Source organism: Pseudomonas sp. RL_5y_Pfl2_69, from assembly GCF_963970465.1.
In the GTDB taxonomy this organism is placed as follows: Bacteria; Pseudomonadota; Gammaproteobacteria; order Pseudomonadales; family Pseudomonadaceae; genus Aquipseudomonas.
The window spans coordinates 185981-207385 of the sequence record NZ_CAXAOU010000001.1 but is presented as its reverse complement, the minus strand read 5'-3'; the positions used below and the strand labels follow the sequence as shown (position 1 = coordinate 207385).

The 21405-nt window shown below is 58.9% G+C and carries 14 protein-coding genes and 1 riboswitch; of the genes, 12 read left to right on the top strand and 2 right to left on the bottom strand.

Annotated elements, in window-relative coordinates; all coding sequences use genetic code 11:
- From AACY07_RS00985 to argR, 3 genes are all read left to right on the top strand, one after another.
- A complete protein-coding gene (locus AACY07_RS00985; RefSeq protein WP_339473123.1) occupies positions 1-1113 on the top strand; it encodes a succinylglutamate desuccinylase/aspartoacylase family protein in 1113 nt (370 codons plus the stop codon).
- Positions 1114-1136: 23 nt separating this feature from the next.
- On the top strand, positions 1137-1901 hold the full coding sequence (locus AACY07_RS00980; protein WP_019823425.1) for an ABC transporter ATP-binding protein: 765 nt from the start codon (positions 1137-1139) through the stop codon (positions 1899-1901).
- Between the two features lie 115 nt (positions 1902-2016).
- A complete protein-coding gene (gene argR, locus AACY07_RS00975; RefSeq protein ID WP_133077309.1) occupies positions 2017-2997 on the top strand; it encodes a transcriptional regulator ArgR in 981 nt (326 codons plus the stop codon).
- Between the two features lie 2 nt (positions 2998-2999).
- Here argR and AACY07_RS00970 read toward each other — a convergent pair whose 3' ends face one another.
- Complete coding sequence (locus AACY07_RS00970; protein ID WP_339473121.1) at positions 3000-8099, bottom strand: NEL-type E3 ubiquitin ligase domain-containing protein; 5100 nt, start codon at positions 8097-8099, stop codon at positions 3000-3002.
- Positions 8100-8570: 471 nt separating this feature from the next.
- Here AACY07_RS00970 and AACY07_RS00965 point away from each other — a divergent pair, with 471 nt between their 5' ends.
- The 7 genes from AACY07_RS00965 to astE all read left to right on the top strand — a co-directional run bounded on the left by AACY07_RS00965 (position 8571) and on the right by astE (position 16421).
- Positions 8571-9791 carry an aspartate aminotransferase family protein gene (locus AACY07_RS00965; protein WP_339473119.1) on the top strand — a complete coding sequence of 407 codons (1221 nt, stop codon included), beginning with the start codon at positions 8571-8573 and terminating at the stop codon, positions 9789-9791.
- 168 nt (positions 9792-9959) lie between these two features.
- Complete coding sequence (gene aruF / locus AACY07_RS00960) at positions 9960-10979, top strand: arginine/ornithine succinyltransferase subunit alpha (protein ID WP_133077313.1); 1020 nt, start codon at positions 9960-9962, stop codon at positions 10977-10979.
- Positions 10980-11034: 55 nt separating this feature from the next.
- Complete coding sequence (gene astA / locus AACY07_RS00955; protein WP_339473116.1) at positions 11035-12072, top strand: arginine N-succinyltransferase; 1038 nt, start codon at positions 11035-11037, stop codon at positions 12070-12072.
- Positions 12069-13538: a succinylglutamate-semialdehyde dehydrogenase gene (gene astD, locus AACY07_RS00950; protein ID WP_339473429.1), complete on the top strand. Its 1470-nt coding sequence runs from the start codon at positions 12069-12071 to the stop codon at positions 13536-13538. The genes astA and astD overlap by 4 nt, the downstream gene beginning before the upstream one ends.
- Before the next feature lie 154 nt (positions 13539-13692).
- The gene (astB, locus tag AACY07_RS00945) at positions 13693-15039 is read left to right on the top strand and encodes an N-succinylarginine dihydrolase (protein WP_339473115.1); all 1347 of its coding nucleotides are present in this window, start codon (positions 13693-13695) and stop codon (positions 15037-15039) included.
- A gap of 67 nt (positions 15040-15106) precedes the next feature.
- Positions 15107-15397 carry a hypothetical protein gene (locus tag AACY07_RS00940; protein WP_019823410.1) on the top strand — a complete coding sequence of 97 codons (291 nt, stop codon included), beginning with the start codon at positions 15107-15109 and terminating at the stop codon, positions 15395-15397.
- Between the two features lie 13 nt (positions 15398-15410).
- Positions 15411-16421, top strand: a complete 1011-nt coding sequence (astE, locus tag AACY07_RS00935) for a succinylglutamate desuccinylase (RefSeq protein ID WP_339473113.1) — start codon at positions 15411-15413, stop codon at positions 16419-16421.
- Positions 16422-16547: 126 nt separating this feature from the next.
- On the opposite strand, the gene AACY07_RS00930 is transcribed toward astE, so the two are convergent.
- Positions 16548-17060 (bottom strand): 6,7-dimethyl-8-ribityllumazine synthase, encoded by a 513-nt coding sequence (locus AACY07_RS00930; protein ID WP_339473111.1) that lies wholly within the window; start codon positions 17058-17060, stop codon positions 16548-16550.
- Between the two features lie 131 nt (positions 17061-17191).
- Positions 17192-17361: riboswitch (FMN riboswitch) on the bottom strand.
- A gap of 215 nt (positions 17362-17576) precedes the next feature.
- Here AACY07_RS00930 and ltaE point away from each other — a divergent pair.
- A complete protein-coding gene (ltaE, locus tag AACY07_RS00925; protein ID WP_133077319.1) occupies positions 17577-18581 on the top strand; it encodes a low-specificity L-threonine aldolase in 1005 nt (334 codons plus the stop codon).
- A 146-nt stretch (positions 18582-18727) separates the two neighbouring features.
- Entirely contained in the window at positions 18728-21346 is a 2619-nt protein-coding gene (alaS, locus tag AACY07_RS00920) for an alanine--tRNA ligase (RefSeq protein ID WP_339473109.1), read from the top strand.
- Positions 21347-21405: the final 59 nt, after the last annotated feature.

The following is a 21405-nucleotide window of genomic DNA, read 5'->3' as shown; positions in this document are numbered from 1 at the left end:
ATGGAACGTATTGATCACGTGTTGCCGTGGAGTACCCTGGGTTCTGAGCGCCACTTGACGGTGTTTCGTTTCGGTGCAGGTGAGCGCAAGGCCTATATCCAGGCCAGCTTGCATGCCGACGAACTGCCGGGCATGCGGTGTGCCTGGGAGCTGAAGAAACGTCTGGCCGAGCTTGAAGCACAAGGCGCCTTGAACGGTGTGATCGAGCTGGTGCCCGTGGCCAATCCCCTGGGGCTTGGCCAATTGCTGCAGGGCAGCCATCAGGGCCGCTTTGAGTTTGGCAGCGGCAAGAATTTCAACCGTGATTTCGTTGAGTTGAGCGAACCGGTAGCGCAGAGACTGGCCGGGTGCCTGGGGGATGATCCCCACGCCAACACCCGACTGATCCGTCAGACGATGATGGATGTATTGTCTGAACTGCCCCCTGCGGCCAGTCAGTTGCAAGGTATGCAGCGTGTGTTGCTCAGCCATGCCTGCAGTGCTGACATTGTGCTCGACTTGCATTGCGAGACCGACGCCGCACTGCACATGTACGCCTTGCCTCAGCATTGGCCGCAGTGGCGTTCTCTGGCTGCGCAGCTGGATGTGCGTGTGGGTCTGTTGGCCGAAGATTCGGGCGGCAGTTCCTTCGATGAAGCCTGCTCGGTGCCCTGGTTGCGGTTGCAGCGCCAGTTCAGCGACGCGCAGATCCCTTTGGCTTGCATGTCGACCACGCTGGAGCTGGGAGGGCAGGCAGACACCGGACGCCCAGAGGCCGAAGCTTATGCCGAGGGCATTCTGGCGTTTCTGGCCGAGCAGGGGCTGATCACGGGCCAATGGCCTGCTGCGCAGTATGAAACGTGCGAAGGGATGCCGTTTGAAGGCACTGAGCTGTTATTTGCACCGCACCCCGGTGTGGTGAGTTTTTTACGACCGGTGGGCGCCTGGGTAGAGACTGGCGAGCCGCTGTTCGAAGTGATTGATCCTTTATCTGACCGGGTCAGTACGGTATGCGCAGGCACATCCGGCGTGTTATTTGCCGTTGAGCGACTGCGTTATGCCCAACCCGGTTTCTGGCTGGCTAAAGTGGCGGGGCGCGAGCCTTTGCGCCACGGGCGCTTGCTCAACGACTGACTGTTTTTGTGAGAACCGACAGCATGTACAAACTTGAAGTCCAAGACCTGCATAAACGCTATGGCAGTCATGAAGTGCTCAAAGGCGTTTCACTGGCCGCCAAGGCAGGCGATGTGATCAGCATCATCGGCTCCAGTGGCTCCGGCAAAAGTACCTTTTTGCGTTGCATCAACCTGCTCGAGCAGCCCCATGCCGGCAAGATCCTGCTCAATGGCGAAGAGCTCAAGCTGATTGCCAACAAGGACGGCGCTCTCAAGGCCGCTGATCCCAAGCAGCTGCAGCGCATGCGCTCGCGTTTGTCGATGGTGTTTCAGCATTTCAACCTGTGGTCGCACATGACCGCACTGGAAAACATCATGGAAGCGCCGGTGCATGTGCTGGGGATGACCAAATCCGAAGCCCGTGAAAAAGCCGAGCACTACCTCAACAAGGTAGGTGTGTCCCATCGCAAGGATGCCTACCCGGGCCATATGTCCGGCGGTGAGCAGCAGCGTGTGGCGATTGCCCGTGCACTGGCGATGGAGCCTGAGGTCATGCTGTTCGATGAGCCGACCTCAGCCCTCGACCCGGAGCTTGTGGGTGATGTGCTGAAGGTGATGCAGGACCTGGCTCTGGAAGGCCGGACCATGGTGGTAGTGACCCACGAAATGGGCTTTGCCCGTGAAGTGTCGAACCAGTTGGTATTCCTGCACAAAGGTATTGTTGAAGAAAGCGGCAACCCCCGTGAAGTGCTGGTTAATCCACAGTGCGAGCGGTTGCAGCAGTTTCTGTCGGGCAGCTTGAAGTAACTGCAATTTTAAGACTGCCTCTGTGCACCAAAATAGGTCATGCTCCGCATCCAGCGCAGTTGGCTTAGGCCGGGTGCACAGGTTTTATTCCCGTTTTCGTTCCGGATAGCACGCTATGACCGCCCATCGAATTGGTTTCCTCATTTGGCCCAGCACCAAAGCCTTGACCCTGGCGCTGGCCGAGGAAGCGTTGCGTGTTGCTCAGCGCGTGCATCCTGAAGTCGTCTACGAGTTGTTGTTCCTGCAGGCGGAGCCTGCGCCCGAGGGCGCCTGGAAATTGCCCGGCGAGCCCTGGAACGGCAAGCTTGAAGGCTGCCAAAAGCTGTTCCTGTTGGCTGACGAACCCCCGACCACCCTGGCTCCGGCCTTGAGCAGTGCGCTCAAGCAACTGGTGCGGGCAGGGTGTGTGATTGGCGGGCTGTCGGCCGGAGTGTATCCGCTGGCGCAACTAGGTTTGCTCGATGGTTATCGTGCTGCCGTGCATTGGCGCTGGCAGGACGATTTTGCCGAGCGTTTCCCCAAGGTGATTGCCACCAGTCACTTGTTTGACTGGGACCGTGATCGTCTGAGCGCCTGTGGCGGGTTGTCGGTGCTCGATTTGTTGCTGGCTGTTCTGGCTCGCGATCACGGGGCTGAACTGGCCGGTGCGGTGTCCGAAGAGCTGGTGGTGGAGCGCATCCGCGAAGGTGGCGAGCGCCAGCGCATTCCGCTGCAAAACCGTCTTGGCTCCAGCCATCCCAAGCTGACCCAGGCCGTGTTGCTGATGGAGGCCAACATCGAAGAACCCCTGACCACCGACGAAATCGCCCAGCATGTGTGCGTATCCCGTCGGCAGTTGGAGCGGATTTTCAAGCAATACCTCAACCGCGTGCCTAGCCAGTATTACCTGGAACTGCGCCTGAACAAGGCTCGGCAGATGCTGATGCAAACCAGCAAGTCGATTATCCAGATCGGCTTGTCCTGCGGCTTTTCATCGGGGCCGCATTTCTCCAGTGCGTATCGCAACTTCTTTGGCGCCACACCCCGTGAAGACCGCAATCAACGCCGAAGCAGCAGCCCGTTCGAGTTGTCTTCGGCTCCTGCCGAGCGTGGCTGAAGTTAGAGCAACCTGGCCTGGACAAGGGCGTCACGGGTCATTTTGCGGCTGACTTCCATGCGCTCGTCGGCAAGCTCCAGGTAAATCCGGTTGTACAGGCTGTCGCTGAGGGGCGCTTGAGTCAGCACTTCAGCTTCAGTGACCTTCAGTTTTGCGGCTATTTCTACCAACGAAGCTCTCAACACCGGATCGCGATTTTGCAGTTGGGCCTGTGACTTGACCCAGGCGTTTTGCAACTCCAGCAACTGATTCAGCCAGTCCACGCGTTCGTCGAATATCCGTGCATTGTCTTCAATTTTGCCGGGATAGGTTTTGTTCAAGTAGGTTTCCCAGAACGGCGCTTCTGCCAGGATCTGGTTAACCAGGGCATCACCTTTTTCGCCCTCCTTGATCACGTTGTAGGCCCGCGTAAATTCCGCGTCCCCCACCCCTGCGGTTAGGCGGTACACCATGTAATTGGGTACCCAGGGCAGTTCGAGGCTGGAGCTCAGGCGAGCCTGATAGCCGGTGTGCACTTCGACCTCATCCACGGTGCCGGGTACACCATCGATGACTTCAGAGCTGAACCTCAAACCCAGGCCACCTTCGCTGACAGGCTTTACCCGCAGCGCGACGTCAGCGCGGGCGATATCATGGATTTTCGCCAACCTGGCCTTGCCTCGTGCCAGGGTGATGAGGTTGTTTTTCAGTACCTTGGCAGTGCTTGCTGCTTCGTAGTATTCGTAGGCCATGACCTCAAGGCCCATCGCATTGAAAATCTGTGCCCCGGCATCCGCGCAATGCGTGGGGGCGCTGGCAAGGGTGAAGAGTTTTTCGCGCATCCGGGTATCGTTATGGGCGGCATCGATCAGTCGCCACACTTTGCTGGTCAGATCCTCCCAGGCTTCTTCATAGTTGATCCTGTCACTTTCGGTCTCGAACACCTCCGGCGGGATTTCCATTCTGGAAATGACTTCAAAAAAGCCCTGGGATCCGTGCTCTTTTTCGACGTTATCCCAGCTGCTTTGCATCAAGGCCTGTTCATCGGGGGTGCCGTCGAGCCAAAACTTGCTGCCTTCCAGGCCTCGTGGCGGGTAAGTGCGATGGGGATCAAGCCCTTGCGCCTGACGGTACCGGATAATCCGGTCCTGGTTGTCCAGATCGAGCTTTTGTCGCTCCAGACGGGTATTGGCGACCACCCAGGACTCTGCGGATTCGGGCAAGTAATCAGGCACTGCTGCTATCTCGTTACCCAGCAGACTCAAATTGAAGGTTCGGGGTCTGGCCACTGAAAGAAGGCCTCCTGGCCACTGGGTGATACCGGTTCTGTTCAGGGTCAATGTCAGGAGCTCAGGCATTTGGCCAATGGCCGGAGGTTGTCCAAGGGGATTGTTGCTCAGGTCCAGATGCAAAAGCCGCGTCAGGCCATTGAGGCGATCCTGTGCCTCGGGGGTCATCACCAGCTTGTTGTTGGGGAGTGTCAATTGCCTGAGTCGGCGCAGCCTGGTCAGGGCTGGCGGAAAGCGTTCCAGCTGATTGGACGCCAGAGAAAGTACCCGCAAGTTGGGAAAGTGGTTCAGGAACTCTTCACTGCTGGACGACAACTGGCAATCATCGAGAAACAGCCCGGCGACATGATGCAAGGGGCTGCTCAAGTTCAGGCTTTCGAGTTCGATAGCGCCCAGCCCGGCGTTGCTAAAGTCGAGCACTGCACGTATCTCGATTCTGCCGGCCTTATTGATGTGCGGTTTATCTGCCGTGTGCCATGAGTCCTTGATCCTGGCACTGACATATTTGCGGGTTTCGTGAATTTCGAGGCCGTCGGTGTCTGATGCTGAGCTGGCGCGGGGCGACTGTACCCACTCATCCAGTTCGCGAAACAACAGGTTTTTTTCATCCATAAGAGCATTGAGCTGGGTCAACGCCTGTTCGGTGTTGATGCGTGCGGTTATCAGCCCGATTTCGGCCTCGTCGCGCATCGGGTAAAGCGCTCTGACCTGGTTTTGCAGGGGGCTGGACGGGGAGTTGGGATCTATATGGCTGCTGCCGATGCCGCGCAGTAGCGTTTCAGTCTCCAGGGCTACGGAGCGATTGGCATTACCAAGCTCCAGGGCGGTTCGCACCTGATTGTTGAGCTGGTATTTTTCGATGAGCCATTGCTTGAAGTTTTGCCCAGGCTTGAGGTGGGACCTCACGTGTTCGAGGCTGGTATCGGGCAGTGATTTCTGAAGGGCGCTGTAGAAGCCCGAGGCCGGGTGTAGCAATGCCCCATGCTCATCATAAACTTCGTACTTGCCCGGCCCCAGCCGCACGATGACTCGTGACTGACTGGCCCCCTCCGGGTGATGGGCATGGCGCGAAGCCCCGTCCACTACGGATTCCCGAACATCGAGCTTAAGGTCGCTGATGGCGTCGGTGTGCATTCTCAGCGTGTTAATGGCGGCTTTCTCGGCGTCGGGGCTGACCAGGTCTTCTTCAAATAGCCCTTCCTGTGCGTGGGCGATCCTTGTCTGGATTTGCAACTCCGTGGCCAAGTTCCTGATCCGTAGCGGCAGATTTTGATCAATCAGCAAGTCTTTCTTTTCAAGGGTGCTGGCGGTATCGATCATGGCCTGGGTCGCGGGGGCGGGAAGCTGCGCAAAGGCGGTTTCAATCAATCGGGCCTGGGGGCGATGCGTGAGTCGCTCTCTGGCGTAGGTGTGGTTGAAAATATCTTCCCGGCGCTGATAGGCGTAATCGGCCACTTTGGCGTGGAGTGCTTTCACGGGATCCGCCTTGACGGTCTCGGGGCCCAGCAAAGCGTTGAGCTGGCTTGAGTCGAGGCTGTCGACAATCAGTGACCAAAGCTGTCCCTGCTTGACCTCGCCCTGGGATATTTTCAACGTGTCTTCAGGCAGGGCGTCACGGTTGCCGTACACATGGGGCTGGCCGGACAGTGTTTGATCCGAGTAGATGGCCAGTACCTTTTCCGCAGGCCAGCCTTGCAACTCGGTTGGCAGACTTTCAAGCCAGTTGCTCTTCTCTGACGTGGTCAGGCCCTGGCGCACATGCTCAATATCCTTGATGTTTTGTTTGTGCAGCTTCAAGCGCGTCAGGCTGTCCTTGAGCAAGGGCGGGATCTTCTCGCTGTTCATGTGTACCCGGCGCAAGACCCCATTGGAGGTCGCACTGACACGTCGCAGGTTTTGCAGTTCCGTGTCGCTGAGTCCGTCCGTTGCATGCCCCAGTCGCCGCATCAGGGTGGCATCCTCCCAGGTCTGCGGGCGCTCGCCCTCCATCAACCAGGCCCCTTCGCCGTTATGCAGGATTTTGGGCCGGTACGCGTGCGGGCGAGTGGGATGGTGCAGGGTGAACTGCTGCGCGCCTTCGGCTTTCTCAAGTACCAGGGTGTGCTCAGCCAGGGCGGTGCTGTTAAGTGTCAGCAGCATTTGATCGTTGTGGTGTCGCAGGCCCAGTTCGTCAGTGGCTACGCTGTCGGGCACATTCAACTTGTGGTTGTAGACGCTGATGTCAGGATTCCATAGCCGGGTGTTGCCGTCGCTGCCCGTCACGGGTGTCATGCCCTCTACGAAGGCTGACGATGTTGGCAGCAGGTCACTGACGATGTGTCCTCCTGCGGCAAACAGCCCTGCCTGTACTGTGCTTTCCAGCACTGCAATCAAATGCTCGAAGGCCTCGGTTGTCTGGCCTTCCACCCAGTCGTGCACGCCCTCATAGACGTCATCCAGCAGTTGATAGGCCATTTGTAGCAGCATCAGCTCGCCGACCACCGGCACAAACGGAGCGATGACAAAGGCTGCCGCATTGAACAGGGCCAGGCCGATGCGCTTCCAGCGCTCCAGTCGATCCTGGCGGGTCTTGCGGTCTTCTGCGTCGGTAGAGACGGCAATGCTCTTCGCGTCACTGAATATCCTGGCCAGTTTTCTGCTGTAGAGGGTTTCCCACAGGTCCTCAGTGATCGGTTCAATCGAACAATCGAGCAGTGGGTTGTCGATCGGGATCAGGGATTGTCTGACCCCGAAGTCGCGGTCTTCCAGCTCGGGGGCATTGGGGGCGTCGGTGATGATGTGGAAGTAGGTTCTTTTCAATGCTGAAAAGTACGTCGCCAGATGCTCGTGAGGGATGAAACGACGGAAGAAATGCTGGTAGTCGTCAGCGCTCAGGCGTGCGGTCAGGTGCTCAACAAAGCTACCGATGGATGAGTATTCTTTTATCGGGTGCAGCGGATCGTGGGGGAGGTACACCACAATGGAGCGCTGATGCTCGGGAATGAAGATGACCGGTCCCTCTGCCGCCAATGCGCACACCGAGAGGCTGTAGGTCAGCCACTTGTCGCTCGTGCCGCTGATAAAGCCATTCAAAGACTCGTACAGGGGCGCGTGCATTTGCCGGGTGAGAACCCCATGGAGCAGGTCAGCCTTGAGATCGGCCTGATGGCATTCGCCCAGGGTGTTTTTTAGTCGTAGTTGCCTGGCACGGTCATTGAGCCCCAGATGGGTTCGCAGATGAGCGTCATAGCGGGCGCCAAGGTTGAGTGCGCGGCACAAAGCGGTGAAGGCCAGTACCGGCATTTTTTCGGTGATATCGTCCTTGAGTTTGTAATGACCTAGCTCGTCGGGGCGAGTGATATAGCCGGAGTCAGGCTCGTAGGCATAGGGCAGGGTTTCATGCAGCTCGAAGTTGTGCAGGGCGGCGTCCAGTAACGACGCGCGCCACGTTGTAGAGCCGCTGTCCCGGAGGCCGATCACTGGCAGGTAGGTAGGGATGTAAAGGTTGATGTAGATCTGGTTGACGTCCAGGTCCAGGCCGTGGCGTTGCTTGATCAGTCGCTTGAGCAACGGTTCGGCAAAGGCGCGCACATCGAGGATGTGCTCAAGTTGCTGGTTCACAGCGCCGTGTGCGGCCCAGCGCTCGGTCAGTGTGTTTTTGAAGGTGCGGTTTTGAGTGGCGGTGAGGGTTGCAAGGGAGCGGTGCAGGGTTGGTTTGATTGTTTTCAGACGCTGCAAGTCGGGGGTTTTCAAGTGCCCCGCCCAGCTCGGAAGGGCCTTGCTCACATGGGTGAAGTGAGGGCTGTAGTGAAACAGCTGTTCGGGGGGGGGCGGGTTTTCGGGAATGCTGCTCATGATGAGTCCATTTTCAGAGAGTGGAACAAGAGGGTGCGCATCAGCCTGGCGTCGTTGCCCAGGCCCTGGCCCAAGTCGACACCGTGCAATTACCTCGAAGAGTGGCCATCAAGATCGGCCAGCCCGGGACTGAAAAAAAGCGCAAATACCTGCTCAACCCACTGGGGTTCCGATCAAAAAACAGCGTTCAGCCGATACACATTTGGCACCCGAAAGCGGTCCGCCTGAGCCGCTCTGGAAACGCTCACGCTTTTCGCGCAAACAAAACGCCAGAGTGCTGCCGTAAAAGTGGCTCAGCGTTTAAACTGCGCCTTTGTGACGGAATATGTCGCATTGTCGTAATGCCTTGGAAAATCATGGTTGGGCGCTATAAGAAGTTGTCGCTTGGCGACAAGGCGTGCCCCCCGTGTGTCCCTACAATCCTCCCATCGCTCGCCAGTTTAGGCAGGCGTTCCTCTTCAGGAGACTCCGATGTCCGTTGAGCAAGCCCAGGTGCAACGCGCCGATTTCGATCAGGTCATGGTTCCCAACTACGCGCCTGCAGCCTTTATTCCTGTGCGCGGCGCCGGTTCCCGAGTGTGGGACCAGGCCGGTCGTGAATTGATCGACTTCGCTGGCGGCATTGCCGTTAACGTGTTGGGGCATGCGCATCCGGCACTGGTCGGCGCGCTGACCGAGCAGGCCAATACCCTGTGGCACGTATCCAACGTTTTCACCAACGAGCCGGCGCTGCGCCTGGCCAAAAAGCTGGTGGACTCGACCTTTGCCGAGCGTGTGTTCTTCTGTAACTCCGGTGCCGAAGCCAACGAAGCCGCCTTCAAGCTGGCCCGTCGTGTGGCCTTTGATCGGTTCGGCAGCGAGAAGTACGAAATCATCGCCGCACTCAACAGCTTCCACGGTCGTACGCTGTTTACCGTGAACGTCGGCGGGCAGTCGAAGTACTCCGACGGCTTTGGTCCGAAAATCACCGGCATTACCCACGTTCCGTTCAACGATCTTGACGCACTCAAAGCGGCCATTTCGGACAAGACCTGCGCGGTGGTACTGGAGCCGATTCAAGGTGAAGGCGGCGTGCTGCCAGCCGAGCAGGCATACCTGCAAGGCGCCCGCGAGCTGTGCGACGAGCACAACGCGCTGCTGGTGTTCGACGAAGTGCAAACCGGCATGGGCCGTACCGGCCAGCTGTTTGCCTACATGCATTACGGCGTGACCCCGGACATCCTGACCAGCGCCAAGAGCCTGGGCGGCGGTTTCCCGATCGCAGCCATGCTGACCACCGAAGCACTGGCCAAGCATCTGGTTGTCGGTACTCACGGCACCACCTACGGCGGCAACCCGCTGGCATGCGCGGTGGGCAATGCGGTGATTGATGTGATCAACACCCCTGAAGTGCTGGCTGGCGTCAAAACCAAACACGATCAGTTCAAAACCCGCCTTGAGCAGATCGGCCAGCAATACGGCCTGTTCACTGAAGTGCGTGGCATGGGCCTGTTGATCGGCTGCGTGTTGAACGATGCCTGGAAAGGCCGGGCCAAAGATATTTTTAACGCCTGCGAAAAAGAAAACCTGATGATTTTGCAGGCTGGCCCCGACGTGGTGCGCTTTGCGCCAAGCCTGGTGGTAGAAGAAGCCGATATCGAAGAGGGCCTGAACCGCTTCGAACGCGCCGTAAAGAATCTGACGCAAGCCTGAGTGTGACCTCGACGCCCGGCTTGCCGGGCGTCGAACCGAATTAATGTGGGAGCGGGCTTGCTCGCGATCGCAGCACCGCGGTCTGTCTGCACAACCGCGCTGATGCCATCGCGAGCAAGCCCGCTCCACACCCCCTCTATGTAGTTCAAGGATTTAAGGAGTGACACCATGCTGGTGATGCGCCCTGCGCAAATGGCTGATCTGGGCGAGGTACAGCGTCTGGCTGCGGACAGCCCGATTGGTGTCACTTCATTGCCGGACGATATCGAACGCCTGCGCGACAAGATCGCTGCGTCCGAAACCTCGTTTGCCGCCGAAGTCAGTTTCAACGGTGAAGAGAGCTACTTCTTCGTCCTTGAAGACACCGCCACCTCCACGCTGGTGGGGTGTTCGGCGATCGTGGCCTCGGCCGGTTACTCGGAGCCGTTTTACAGCTTCCGTAACGAGACCTTCGTGCATGCCTCCCGCGAGCTGAAGATTCACAACAAGATCCACGTGCTCTCGCAGTGCCATGACCTGACCGGTAACAGCCTGCTGACCAGTTTTTATGTGGTCCCGCAGCTGGTGGGTTCGGCCTGGTCGGAACTCAACTCCCGTGGACGCCTGCTGTTTGTGGCCAACCACCCGGAACGCTTTGCCGATTCTGTCGTGACCGAAATTGTTGGTTATAGCGACGAAAATGGCGACTCGCCGTTCTGGGACGCCATTGGCCGCAACTTCTTCGACTTGAACTATGCCGCCGCCGAGCGCCTGTGCGGGCTCAAAAGCCGCACCTTCCTCGCCGAACTGATGCCCCATTACCCGATTTACGTGCCGCTGCTGCCAGACACTGCCCAGGAAGCCATGGGGCAGGTTCATCCGCGGGCGCAGATTACCTTCGACATCCTGATGCGCGAAGGCTTCGAGACCGATCATTACATCGATATTTTCGACGGCGGCCCAACCCTGCATGCGCGGGTTTCGGGTATTCGCTCAATCGCCCAAAGCCGTGTGGTGCCGGTCAAGATCGGCACGCTGAGCAAAGGTGGCGGTCGCCAGTACCTGGTGGCCAATGCCCAGTTGCAGGATTACCGCGCGGTGTTGCTGGAGCTGGATTGGGCACCGGGCAAGCCGGTCACGCTGGATCTGGAAGCGGCCGAAGCACTGGGCGTTGGCGAAGGTGCCAGCGTACGAGTCGTGGCGGTTTAACGCGTTTGAGCGAGTTTCGCGGGGTTCGTCAGCGAGCCCTGTTTGAGGAGATAGCATGATCGTTCGTCCTGTACGCAACAGCGATTTACCGGCCCTGATTGAGCTGGCACGCAGCACCGGAACCGGCCTGACCACCTTGCCGGCCAACGAAGAGCGCTTGCTGCATCGTGTGACCTGGGCTGAAAAAACCTTCCGTGGCGAAGCCGAGCGCGGCGATGCGGATTACCTGTTTGTGCTTGAAAACGACGAAGGCAAGGTGGTGGGTATTTCCGCCATTGCCGGTGCCGTTGGCCTGCGTGAGCCCTGGTACAACTTCCGGGTGGGCCTGACCGTCAGCGCCTCCCAGGAGTTGAATATTTATCGCGAAATTCCAACCCTGTTTCTGGCCAACGACCTGACTGGCAACTCGGAGCTGTGTTCGTTGTTCCTGAGCGCCGATTACCGCACCGGTCTCAATGGCCGCATGCTGGCCAAGGCACGGATGCTGTTTATCGCCGAGTTCCCGGAACTGTTCGGCAACAAGATCATTGCTGAAATGCGCGGCATGTCCGATGAAGCCGGGCGCTCGCCGTTCTGGGAAAGCCTGGGCCGGCACTTCTTCAAAATGGAATTCAGCCAGGCGGACTACCTGACTGGTGTAGGCAACAAGGCTTTTATTGCCGAGTTGATGCCCAAATTCCCGGTGTACACCTGCTTCTTGTCTGAAGATGCCCGTGGGGTGATCGGCAAGGTCCATACCCACACCGAACCTGCCTTGAACATGCTTAAAAGCGAAGGGTTCAGCTATCAGGGCTACGTCGATATTTTCGACGCAGGCCCGGCGGTTGAGTGTGAAACCAGCAAAATCCGCGCTGTACGCGACAGCGAAGCGCTGGTGCTGGCGATCGGCACACCGGGTGACGATGCCACGCCTTACCTGATGCACAACCGCAAACGCGAAGATTGCCGCATCACGGCCGCGCCTGCGCGCCTGGCTGCGGGCACTCTGGTGGTCGATCCGTTGACTGCCAAACGCTTGCAACTGACGGCGGGCGATCAAGTGCGCGCTGTTGCGTTGTCTGCCCAGCCAGTTGCCCCACGGGAGTCGAAATAATGAGCACGTTGTACATCGCAGGCACCTGGCAGGACGGGCAGGGCGAAGCCTTTGAATCGCTGAACCCGGTGACGCAGCACGTGCTGTGGACAGGCAATGGCGCGAATGCCGAGCAGGCAGATGCCGCCGTCAAGGCCGCACGCCAGGCATTTCCGGCCTGGGCCAGGCGCACGTTTGAAGAGCGCCTGAGCGTGCTCGAAGCGTTTGCCGCAAGTCTTAAAAGCCACGCGGACGAACTGTCCCGTTGCATCGGTGAAGAAACCGGCAAGCCCCTGTGGGAGTCGGCCACCGAAGTCACCAGCATGATCAACAAGGTGGCGATCTCGGTACAGAGCTACCGCGAGCGTACCGGTGAAAAGAGCGGCCCTCTGGGTGATGCCACCGCCGTTCTGCGTCACAAGCCACATGGCGTGGTCGCCGTGTTTGGCCCGTACAACTTCCCGGGGCATCTGCCCAACGGGCACATTGTTCCGGCGTTGCTGGTCGGTAACAGCGTGGTTTTCAAACCGAGTGAGCTGACCCCGAAAGTCGCCGAGCTGACGGTCAAGTGCTGGATCGAAGCCGGGTTGCCAGCCGGGGTGCTGAACCTGCTGCAAGGTGCCCGTGAAACCGGTATCGCGCTGGCGGCGCACACGGGTATCGACGGGTTGTTCTTCACCGGTTCGAGCCGTACTGGCAATGCGCTGCATCAGCAGTTTGCCGGTCGCCCTGACAAGATCCTGGCCCTGGAAATGGGCGGCAATAACCCGTTGGTGGTCGATCAGGTCGAGGATCTGGATGCTGCGGTGTACACCATCATTCAGTCGGCGTTTATCTCCGCCGGGCAACGCTGTACCTGCGCCCGCCGTTTGCTGGTGCCGCAAGGCGCCTGGGGCGACAGCCTGCTGACGCGTCTGGTTGACGTCAGCCAGCGTATCGAAGTGGGTGCTTTTGACCAGCAGCCAGCGCCCTTTATGGGTTCGGTGATTTCCCTGGGCGCAGCGCGTGCCTTGATGGATGCGCAGGAGGTGTTGTTGGGTTCGGGCGCCGTGGCCTTGCTGGAAATGCATCAGCCTGACAGCAATGCGGCCTTGCTGACGCCGGGCATTATCGATGTGACAGAGGTCAGCGACCGCTCGGATGAAGAGCTGTTCGGGCCATTGCTGCAAGTGATTCGCTACGCCGACTTTGACGCGGCCATTGCCGAGGCCAACAACACCGCGTTTGGTCTGGCGGCAGGCTTGTTGTCGGATTCCGAAGCACGTTACCAGCAGTTCTGGCTTGAAAGCCGTGCAGGGATCGTGAACTGGAACAAGCAGTTGACGGGCGCGGCGAGCAGCGCCCCGTTTGGCGGTGTCGGAGCGTCGGGTAACCATCGCGCCAGTGCCTATTACGCGGCGGATTATTGCGCGTACCCAGTGGCATCCCTGGAAGCGCCGACGGTGACCTTGCCCGCCGCGTTGACCCCGGGCGTGCGCTTGTCGTAACGCTTACCCCATCTCTGTGGGAGCGGGCTTGCTCGCGATAGCATCAGCGCGGCCTGACAACAGCGCCGCGTCGCCAGCATCGCGAGCAAGCCCGCTCCCACAGAGGGGGAACAGTAAGACCTTTAGCCATACACCGTTTTCCGGAGCCTCGCTGATGAAGTCCTTTGAAGTCAATTTTGACGGTTTAGTGGGGCCGACCCATAACTACGGCGGTTTGTCGTTTGGCAACGTCGCCTCCCAGAGCAATAGCCAGCAGGCTTCCAATCCCAAGGAAGCCGCGCTGCAGGGCCTGGAAAAAATGAAAGCGCTGATGGACATGGGTTTTGTCCAGGGCGTGCTGGCGCCGCAAGAGCGCCCGGATGTTGCGGGTCTGCGCAGTCTGGGGTTTTGCGGCACTGACGCCCAGGTCATCGAACGCGCCGCCAAAGAAGCCATGCCATTGCTGGTAGCCAGTTGCTCGGCATCGAGCATGTGGGTGGCCAACGCCGCGACGGTCAGCCCAAGTGCCGACACCGCAGATGGCCGCGTGCACTTCACCGCAGCCAACCTCAACTGCAAATACCACCGCAGCATCGAGCATCCGACCACCAGTCGCGTGTTGGGCGCGATGTTCGCCGACTCGCAACACTTTGCGCACCATGCTGCGTTGCCTGCAGTGGCTCAGTTTGGCGACGAAGGCGCCGCCAACCACACGCGTTTTTGCCGTGAATATGGCGAAGCGGGTGTCGAGTTTTTTGTATACGGACGCAGTGCGTTCGACAGCCGCTACCCGGCACCGCAAAAATACCCGGCACGCCAGACTCTCGAAGCTTCACAGGCTGTGGCGCGTCTGCACGGCCTGAGCGAAGAGGGCGTGGTATTCGCTCAGCAAAACCCGTCGGTCATCGACCAGGGCGTGTTTCACAACGACGTGATCGCAGTGGGTAATGGCGAGCTGCTGTTCCATCACCAGGATGCGTTCCTCAACACTGAGCAAATGCTGGCCGAGCTGCATGGCAAGCTGGCAGCACGTGGCGGCAATTTCCAGTCGATCAGCGTGCCGCGCGATCAGGTGGCGGTAGAAGACGCAGTGCGTTCGTACCTGTTCAACAGTCAGTTGCTGAGCCGTGCAGATGGTTCGATGTTGTTGATCGTGCCTGAAGAGTGCCGCTCCAACCCGCGAGTCTGGCAATACCTGCAAGGGCTGACCGCTGCTGGCGGACCGATTCGTGAGGTCAAGGTGTTTGATCTCAAGCAAAGCATGCAGAACGGTGGTGGCCCGGCGTGCCTGCGGTTGCGTGTAGCGCTCAATGAAGCTGAACTGGCGGCGGTCAACCCCGGCGTGATCATGACTCCGGCGCTGTACGACACCCTGACGGCCTGGGTGAACAAACATTATCGCGATGCTCTGCGCGAAAGTGACCTGGCTGATCCACAATTGCTGCTTGAATGCCGCGCGGCATTGGATGAACTGACGCAAATCCTTAAACTGGGCGCGGTTTACCCCTTCCAGATCAATTGAACGGCTGCGTGCCTGAGGGATTATTAACCTGTGGCACGCACCTTCACCTCCAAATGAGAGCGAAATAATGACCGATACCCTGAAGCTGATCCTTGAAGACACCGATGGCACTCAACTGGAAACCTCTTGCACCCGCGTTGCCGTGATGTGGCAGGGCAAGGAATTGTGGATCCAGCATGACGGCCGTGGCCAACTGCTGATCGGTGTTGATGTTGAAGAAGGCGATGCCGAATACGCCAACCTGCTGCTGCGTCCATTGGCGACTAACCTTGTCAGCCTGCAACTGGAAATGGAGCCGGCAGACATTGAAGAAGACGGTGAAGATGGCCACGTACACGGTCCAGACTGCAACCACTGATTAAGGATGCACCATGCTCGCTCTCGGCAAACTGCTTGAACTGACCTTGGCCGGACGTGAACCGGCCGAGAAAACTCAACTGACTGTCGACGGCGTGCGGATGCGCTGGCTGACCGAAGGCGCGCTTGAAGTACGCCCGCCCCAGGCGAGTGACAACGGTATGGATCTGCTGTTGTCAGCCGGCATCCACGGCAATGAAACAGCGCCGATCGAATTGCTCGATCGCCTGTTGCAGGCCATTGCCCGGGGCGTTATCAAGCCCCGCGCACGAATTCTTTTCTTGTTCGGCAACCCGGGTGCCATGCGCACCGGTGCGCGCTTTGTCGAAGAAGACCTTAACCGGCTGTTCAACGGCCGCCACGAAAGCAGCAGTGGCCCCGAGGCTCTGCGCGCGTGCGAACTTGAACACCTGGCCGAAACGTTTTTCAGCCTCCCTGAGCGCTCCCGCCTTCATTACGATTTGCACACGGCCATTCGTGGGTCGAAGATCGAGCAGTTCGCGCTGTATCCCTATAAAGAAGGGCGTGTCCACTCTCGCGATGAGCTGGCCCGCTTGCGCGCAGCCGGGATGGAAGCGGTCTTGTTGCAGAACAAGCCATCGATTGTGTTCAGTGCTTACACCTACGATCAGTTGGGCGCCGAGGCGTTTACCCTTGAGCTGGGCAAGGCCCGGCCTTTTGGGCAGAACGGCGGGGTCAATGTCGAGCGTCTTGAGCTGCGCTTGCAGCAGATGATCGAAGGCACCGAGCCGCCACTGGCTGATGACTCGCTCGAAGGCTTGCAGCTGTTCAGCGTGGCCCGCGAGGTGATCAAGCACAGCGATGCCTTTATCCTGCACTTGCCGGCGGACGTCGAAAATTTCTGTGAGTTGCCCAAGGGCTACTTGCTGGCGCAAGACGCGGGCAAGACCCGATGGGTTATCGAAGAAGAGGGTGCGCGGATTATCTTTCCCAACCCGAAGGTGAAAAACGGCCTGCGGGCCGGGATGATCATCGAGCCGGCTCGCGCTCTGGCGTTAGCGTAGCCAGGGCAATGCCTGTCAGTTAAGGGCAACTGTGGGAGCGGGCTTGCTCGCGATGCAGGCGACGCGGTCTAGAGTCAAACCGCGCCGCTCCAGTCGCGAGCAAGCCCGCTCCTGCAAGAGCTGGCTTTACACCGCGCGTTTTTGCTGGGAGTCCATGCGCTTGATGGTGCGGATTTTTTGCAGGGTGTCGGCGCAGGTTTTCGCGGCTTCTTGACCTTTATGTTCGAAATGGTCGAAGAAGAACTTCTGGTGCTCTTCACCTGCATGGAAATGGTGAGGTGTCAGGCTGACCGAGAAAACCGGGACTTCGGTTTCCAGCTGCACTTGCATCAAGGCGCTGACCACGGTCTGGGCCACGAAGTCGTGACGATAGATGCCGCCATCCACTACCAGCGCTGCGCCGACGATGCCTGCATAACGGCCAGTCTTGGCCAGCAGCTTGGCGTGTAGCGGGATTTCGAAGGCGCCGCCGACTTCAAAAAAGTCGATGTCGCTTTCCTGATAGCCCTGTACCAGCATTTCGGCCAGGAAGCCTTTACGGCTCTGGTCGACAATATCTTTGTGCCAGCAGGCCTGGATAAATGCCACGCGTTCGTTGTGGTGGCTTTTGCTTTTGCTGTCGATTGCAGTGGGTTGCATGTTCAGATTCCTGTTTGTGTGAAAAACAGGGCATATGAATCGAATGGGATTAAAGGGTGCGTTCAGGAGGGCAGCGCACGGCCTTTCGGCATCGCCACTTGCCCACCTGGTTGACGGCCCTTTGGCGCCAATCCCGTTCTCTCTTCATCCGGACTATGACCGTCGGCCCCGGGATCACACCGGGTCTGCTGACCTTGACTGCCCACACCCCAAACGGGTGGATCAGCCAAGCGCTCGCGGGCTATGCGCATTGCGCGCAATTACCGCCGGTGGGGAGTCGCACCCCGCCCTGAGAACGTTGCCGCCAGCCTTTCTGGCGGCGGACATTTTGTATCATAATTTTTTCACAGATGCATGGCTGCTTTTGGCTAATAGCTATCAATTTATTTGCTGTGTTGTTCATTTATTCTCCGGCAAGCACTTGAAAGTGGCGAATCCGGTGCGCAGTACACTTGTTTGAATGGGAACTCCCCGATTAGCATCCAGGGCTGATCACTTATTGCCGAGGCCGCTCCAATGACTGTTATCGATCTTCGTAGTGACACCGTTACCCAACCCAGCACTGGCATGCGCGAGGCCATGGCGAGTGCGCCGATGGGCGACGATGTGTATGGCGAAGATCCTTCGGTGAACAAGCTGGAGTCCGAGCTGGCGCTGCGTCTGGGCTTTGCCAGAGCGTTGTTCGTGCCCACTGGCACCATGAGCAACTTGCTGGCACTGATGGCGCATTGCGGGCGCGGGGATGAGTACATTGTGGGCCAGCAGGCGCACACCTATAAATATGAAGGCGGCGGAGCGGCAGTTCTGGGGTCCATCCAGCCACAGCCGCTGGAGGTTCAGGCTGATGGCTCGCTGGACTTGGGGCAGGTTGCAGCTGCAATCAAGCCTGACGACTTTCACTTTGCCCGCACGCGTTTGCTCGCACTGGAAAACACCATGCAGGGCAAGGTGCTGTCACTTGAGTATCTGGCAGCTGCCAGTCGCCTGACCCGTGAACATGGCCTGGCGCTGCACCTTGATGGCGCGCGGCTGTACAACGCAGCGGTCAAGCTGGGTGTTGACGCGGGTGAGATCACCCGGCATTTCGATTCGGTCTCGGTGTGCCTGTCCAAGGGCCTGGGTGCTCCGGTGGGTTCCGTGTTGTGCGGCACCGCGGACTTGATCGCCAGGGCGCGGCGCTTGCGCAAAATGGTCGGTGGCGGCATGCGCCAGGCCGGTCAACTGGCCGCAGCCGGTCTGTATGCGCTGGATCATCAGGTCGAGCGTCTGGCCGATGACCATGCCAACGCCCAATTACTGGCTGAAGGTTTGCGTGCGGCCGGTTATGACGTCGAACCGGTGCAGACCAACATGGTGTACGTTCAGATCGGTGAGCGGGCCGAAGCCCTCAAGGCCTTTGCGGCCGAGCAGGGGATTGTGCTCAGTGCCGCGTCGCGCTTGCGAATGGTGACGCACATGGATGTCAATCGCAGCCAGATTGAACAGGTAATAGCCGTTTTTGCCGAGTTTTCCAGCCAATAAGCTTGCGATCCGTCCAATTGCTTGTCGCTATCGTATAAACACGCTGTACCCGGGGCGAAGGGCCGATATAATGCGGCCCTTTGCGAGTCGCACTGTCGATTGACGTGATTTACTTGCCTCTGGCCGCAGCCTCCGTGGAAGAACCTATGAAAAGCGCAGAAATCCGTGAAGCCTTCCTTCGCTTCTTCGAGGAGCAAGGTCACACCCGTGTCCCTTCCAGCTCCTTGGTCCCTAATAACGACCCGACCCTGCTGTTCACCAACGCGGGGATGAACCAGTTCAAGGACTGTTTCCTGGGTCAAGAAAAACGTGCCTACACCCGAGCGACCAGCAGCCAGAAGTGCGTGCGAGCCGGTGGCAAGAACAGCGACCTGGAAAACGTCGGTTACACCGCCCGTCACCACACTTTTTTTGAAATGCTCGGCAACTTCAGCTTTGGCGATTATTTCAAGAAAGACGCGATCAACTTCGCCTGGACCTTCCTGACCGGCGTACTCAACCTGCCTAAAGACAAGCTCTGGGTAACGGTCTACGCCAGCGATGACGAAGCGTATGACATCTGGACCAAAGACGTCGGCGTACCTGCCGAACGCATGATCCGTATTGGCGACAACAAGGGTGCTCCGTACGCGTCGGATAACTTCTGGACCATGGGCGATACCGGCCCGTGCGGCCCGTGCACCGAGATTTTCTACGATCACGGTCCAGACATCTGGGGTGGCCCGCCAGGTTCGCCAGACGAAGACGGTGACCGCTACATTGAAATCTGGAACAACGTGTTCATGCAGTTCAACCGCACCGCCGATGGCGTGTTGCATCCGTTGCCAGCGCCGTCGGTAGACACCGGCATGGGCCTGGAGCGGATCAGTGCGGTGATGCAGCACGTCAACTCCAACTATGACATCGACCTGTTCCAGAGCCTGTTGACGGCTGCAGCCGACGCGATCGGTTGCGCCAACGAAGGCCAGGCATCGCTCAAGGTGGTGGCTGACCACATCCGTTCGTGCAGCTTCCTGATTGCTGACGGCGTGCTGCCATCGAACGAAGGTCGCGGCTATGTACTGCGCCGCATCATTCGTCGCGCCTGCCGTCACGGCAACAAGCTGGGCGCTACCGGCAACTTCTTCTACAAGATCGTCGCGGCACTGGTTGCCGAGATGGGCGAAAGCTTCCCGGAGCTGGTGCGTGAGCAGGCCAACATCGAGCGCGTACTTAAAGCCGAAGAAGAGCAGTTCTCCAAGACGCTGGAGCAGGGCCTGAAAATCCTTGAGCTGGATCTGGCAGAGCTCAAGGGCACCGTAGTGCCTGGCGACGTGGTGTTCAAACTCTACGATACCTATGGCTTCCCGATGGACCTCACGGCCGATATCGCCCGTGAACGCAACCTGACCGTGGACGAAGAAGGCTTCGAGCGCGAGATGGAAGCCCAGCGTGTTCGCGCACGTTCGGCCAGTTCTTTCGGCCTGGACTACAACACGCTGGTTAAAGTTGACGTGCCGACCGAGTTTGTCGGTTACAGCGCGACCCAGGCTTCGGCCACCATCGTTGCTCTCTATAAAGACGGTCAATCGGTTGCCAGCCTGAGCGAAGGCGACGAGGGCGTGGTCATTCTGGATCAGACCCCGTTCTACGCCGAATCGGGCGGCCAGGTTGGCGATTGCGGCTTCCTGCAAGCTGGCGCGGCGCGCTTTGACGTGCGCGACACCACCAAAACCGGCGGCGCATTCCTGCATCACGGCGTGGTTGCCGCGGGCGGCCTGAATGTTGGCGAAACCGTTGAAGCCCAGGTTGACGCCGATGTGCGTCACGCCACGGCACTAAACCACTCGGCGACTCACTTGCTGCACGCGGCCTTGCGTCAGGTGCTGGGCGAGCACGTTCAGCAGAAAGGCTCGTTGGTCGACAGCCAGCGCATGCGTTTCGACTTCAGCCACTTCGAGTCGATCAAGCCCGAGCAGATCAAGGCGCTGGAAGATATTGTCAACGCCCAGATTCGCAAGAACACTCAGGTCGAGACTGAAGAAACCGACATCGAAACCGCCAAGCAAAAAGGCGCCATGGCGCTGTTTGGCGAGAAGTACGGCGACAACGTGCGCGTGCTGAGCATGGGCGGTGATTTCTCGGTTGAGCTGTGTGGCGGTATTCACGCCAAGCGCACCGGTGACATCGGCCTGATGAAAATCATCAGCGAAGGCGGCGTAGCTTCCGGTATCCGTCGTATCGAGGCGGTTACGGGTGCAGCCGCACTGGCTTACCTGAACGCCGCCGAAGAGCAGCTCAAGGAAGCCGCGAGCCTGGTCAAGGGTTCTCGTGAGAACCTGGTCGACAAGCTGTCGGCGGTACTTGAGCGCAATCGCCAGTTGGAAAAACAACTTGAGCAATTGCAGGCCAAGGCAGCAAGCGCGGCCGGTGACGATCTGTCATCGTCGGCAGTGGACGTAAAAGGCGTGAAAGTCCTGACCGCCCGCCTGGACGGTCAAGATGGCAAGGCGCTACTGGCGCTGGTAGATCAGCTGAAGAACAAGCTCGGCCGTGCGGTGATCCTGCTCGGCAGTGTCCATGAAGACAAGGTTGTACTGGTTGCAGGCGTAACCAAGGACCTGACTGGCCAACTCAAAGCCGGTGATTTGATGAAGCAGGCTGCTGCGGCAGTGGGCGGGAAGGGCGGTGGTCGTCCTGACATGGCGCAAGGCGGCGGTGTTGATGCTGCAGCCCTTGACGCCGCATTGGCCCTGACTGTGCCATTTGTCGAACAGGGTATCTGAGGTCCAGTACGCGCCATCGTCTAGTGATGGCGCGTCGTTTGAATGATAAATGGGCGCCC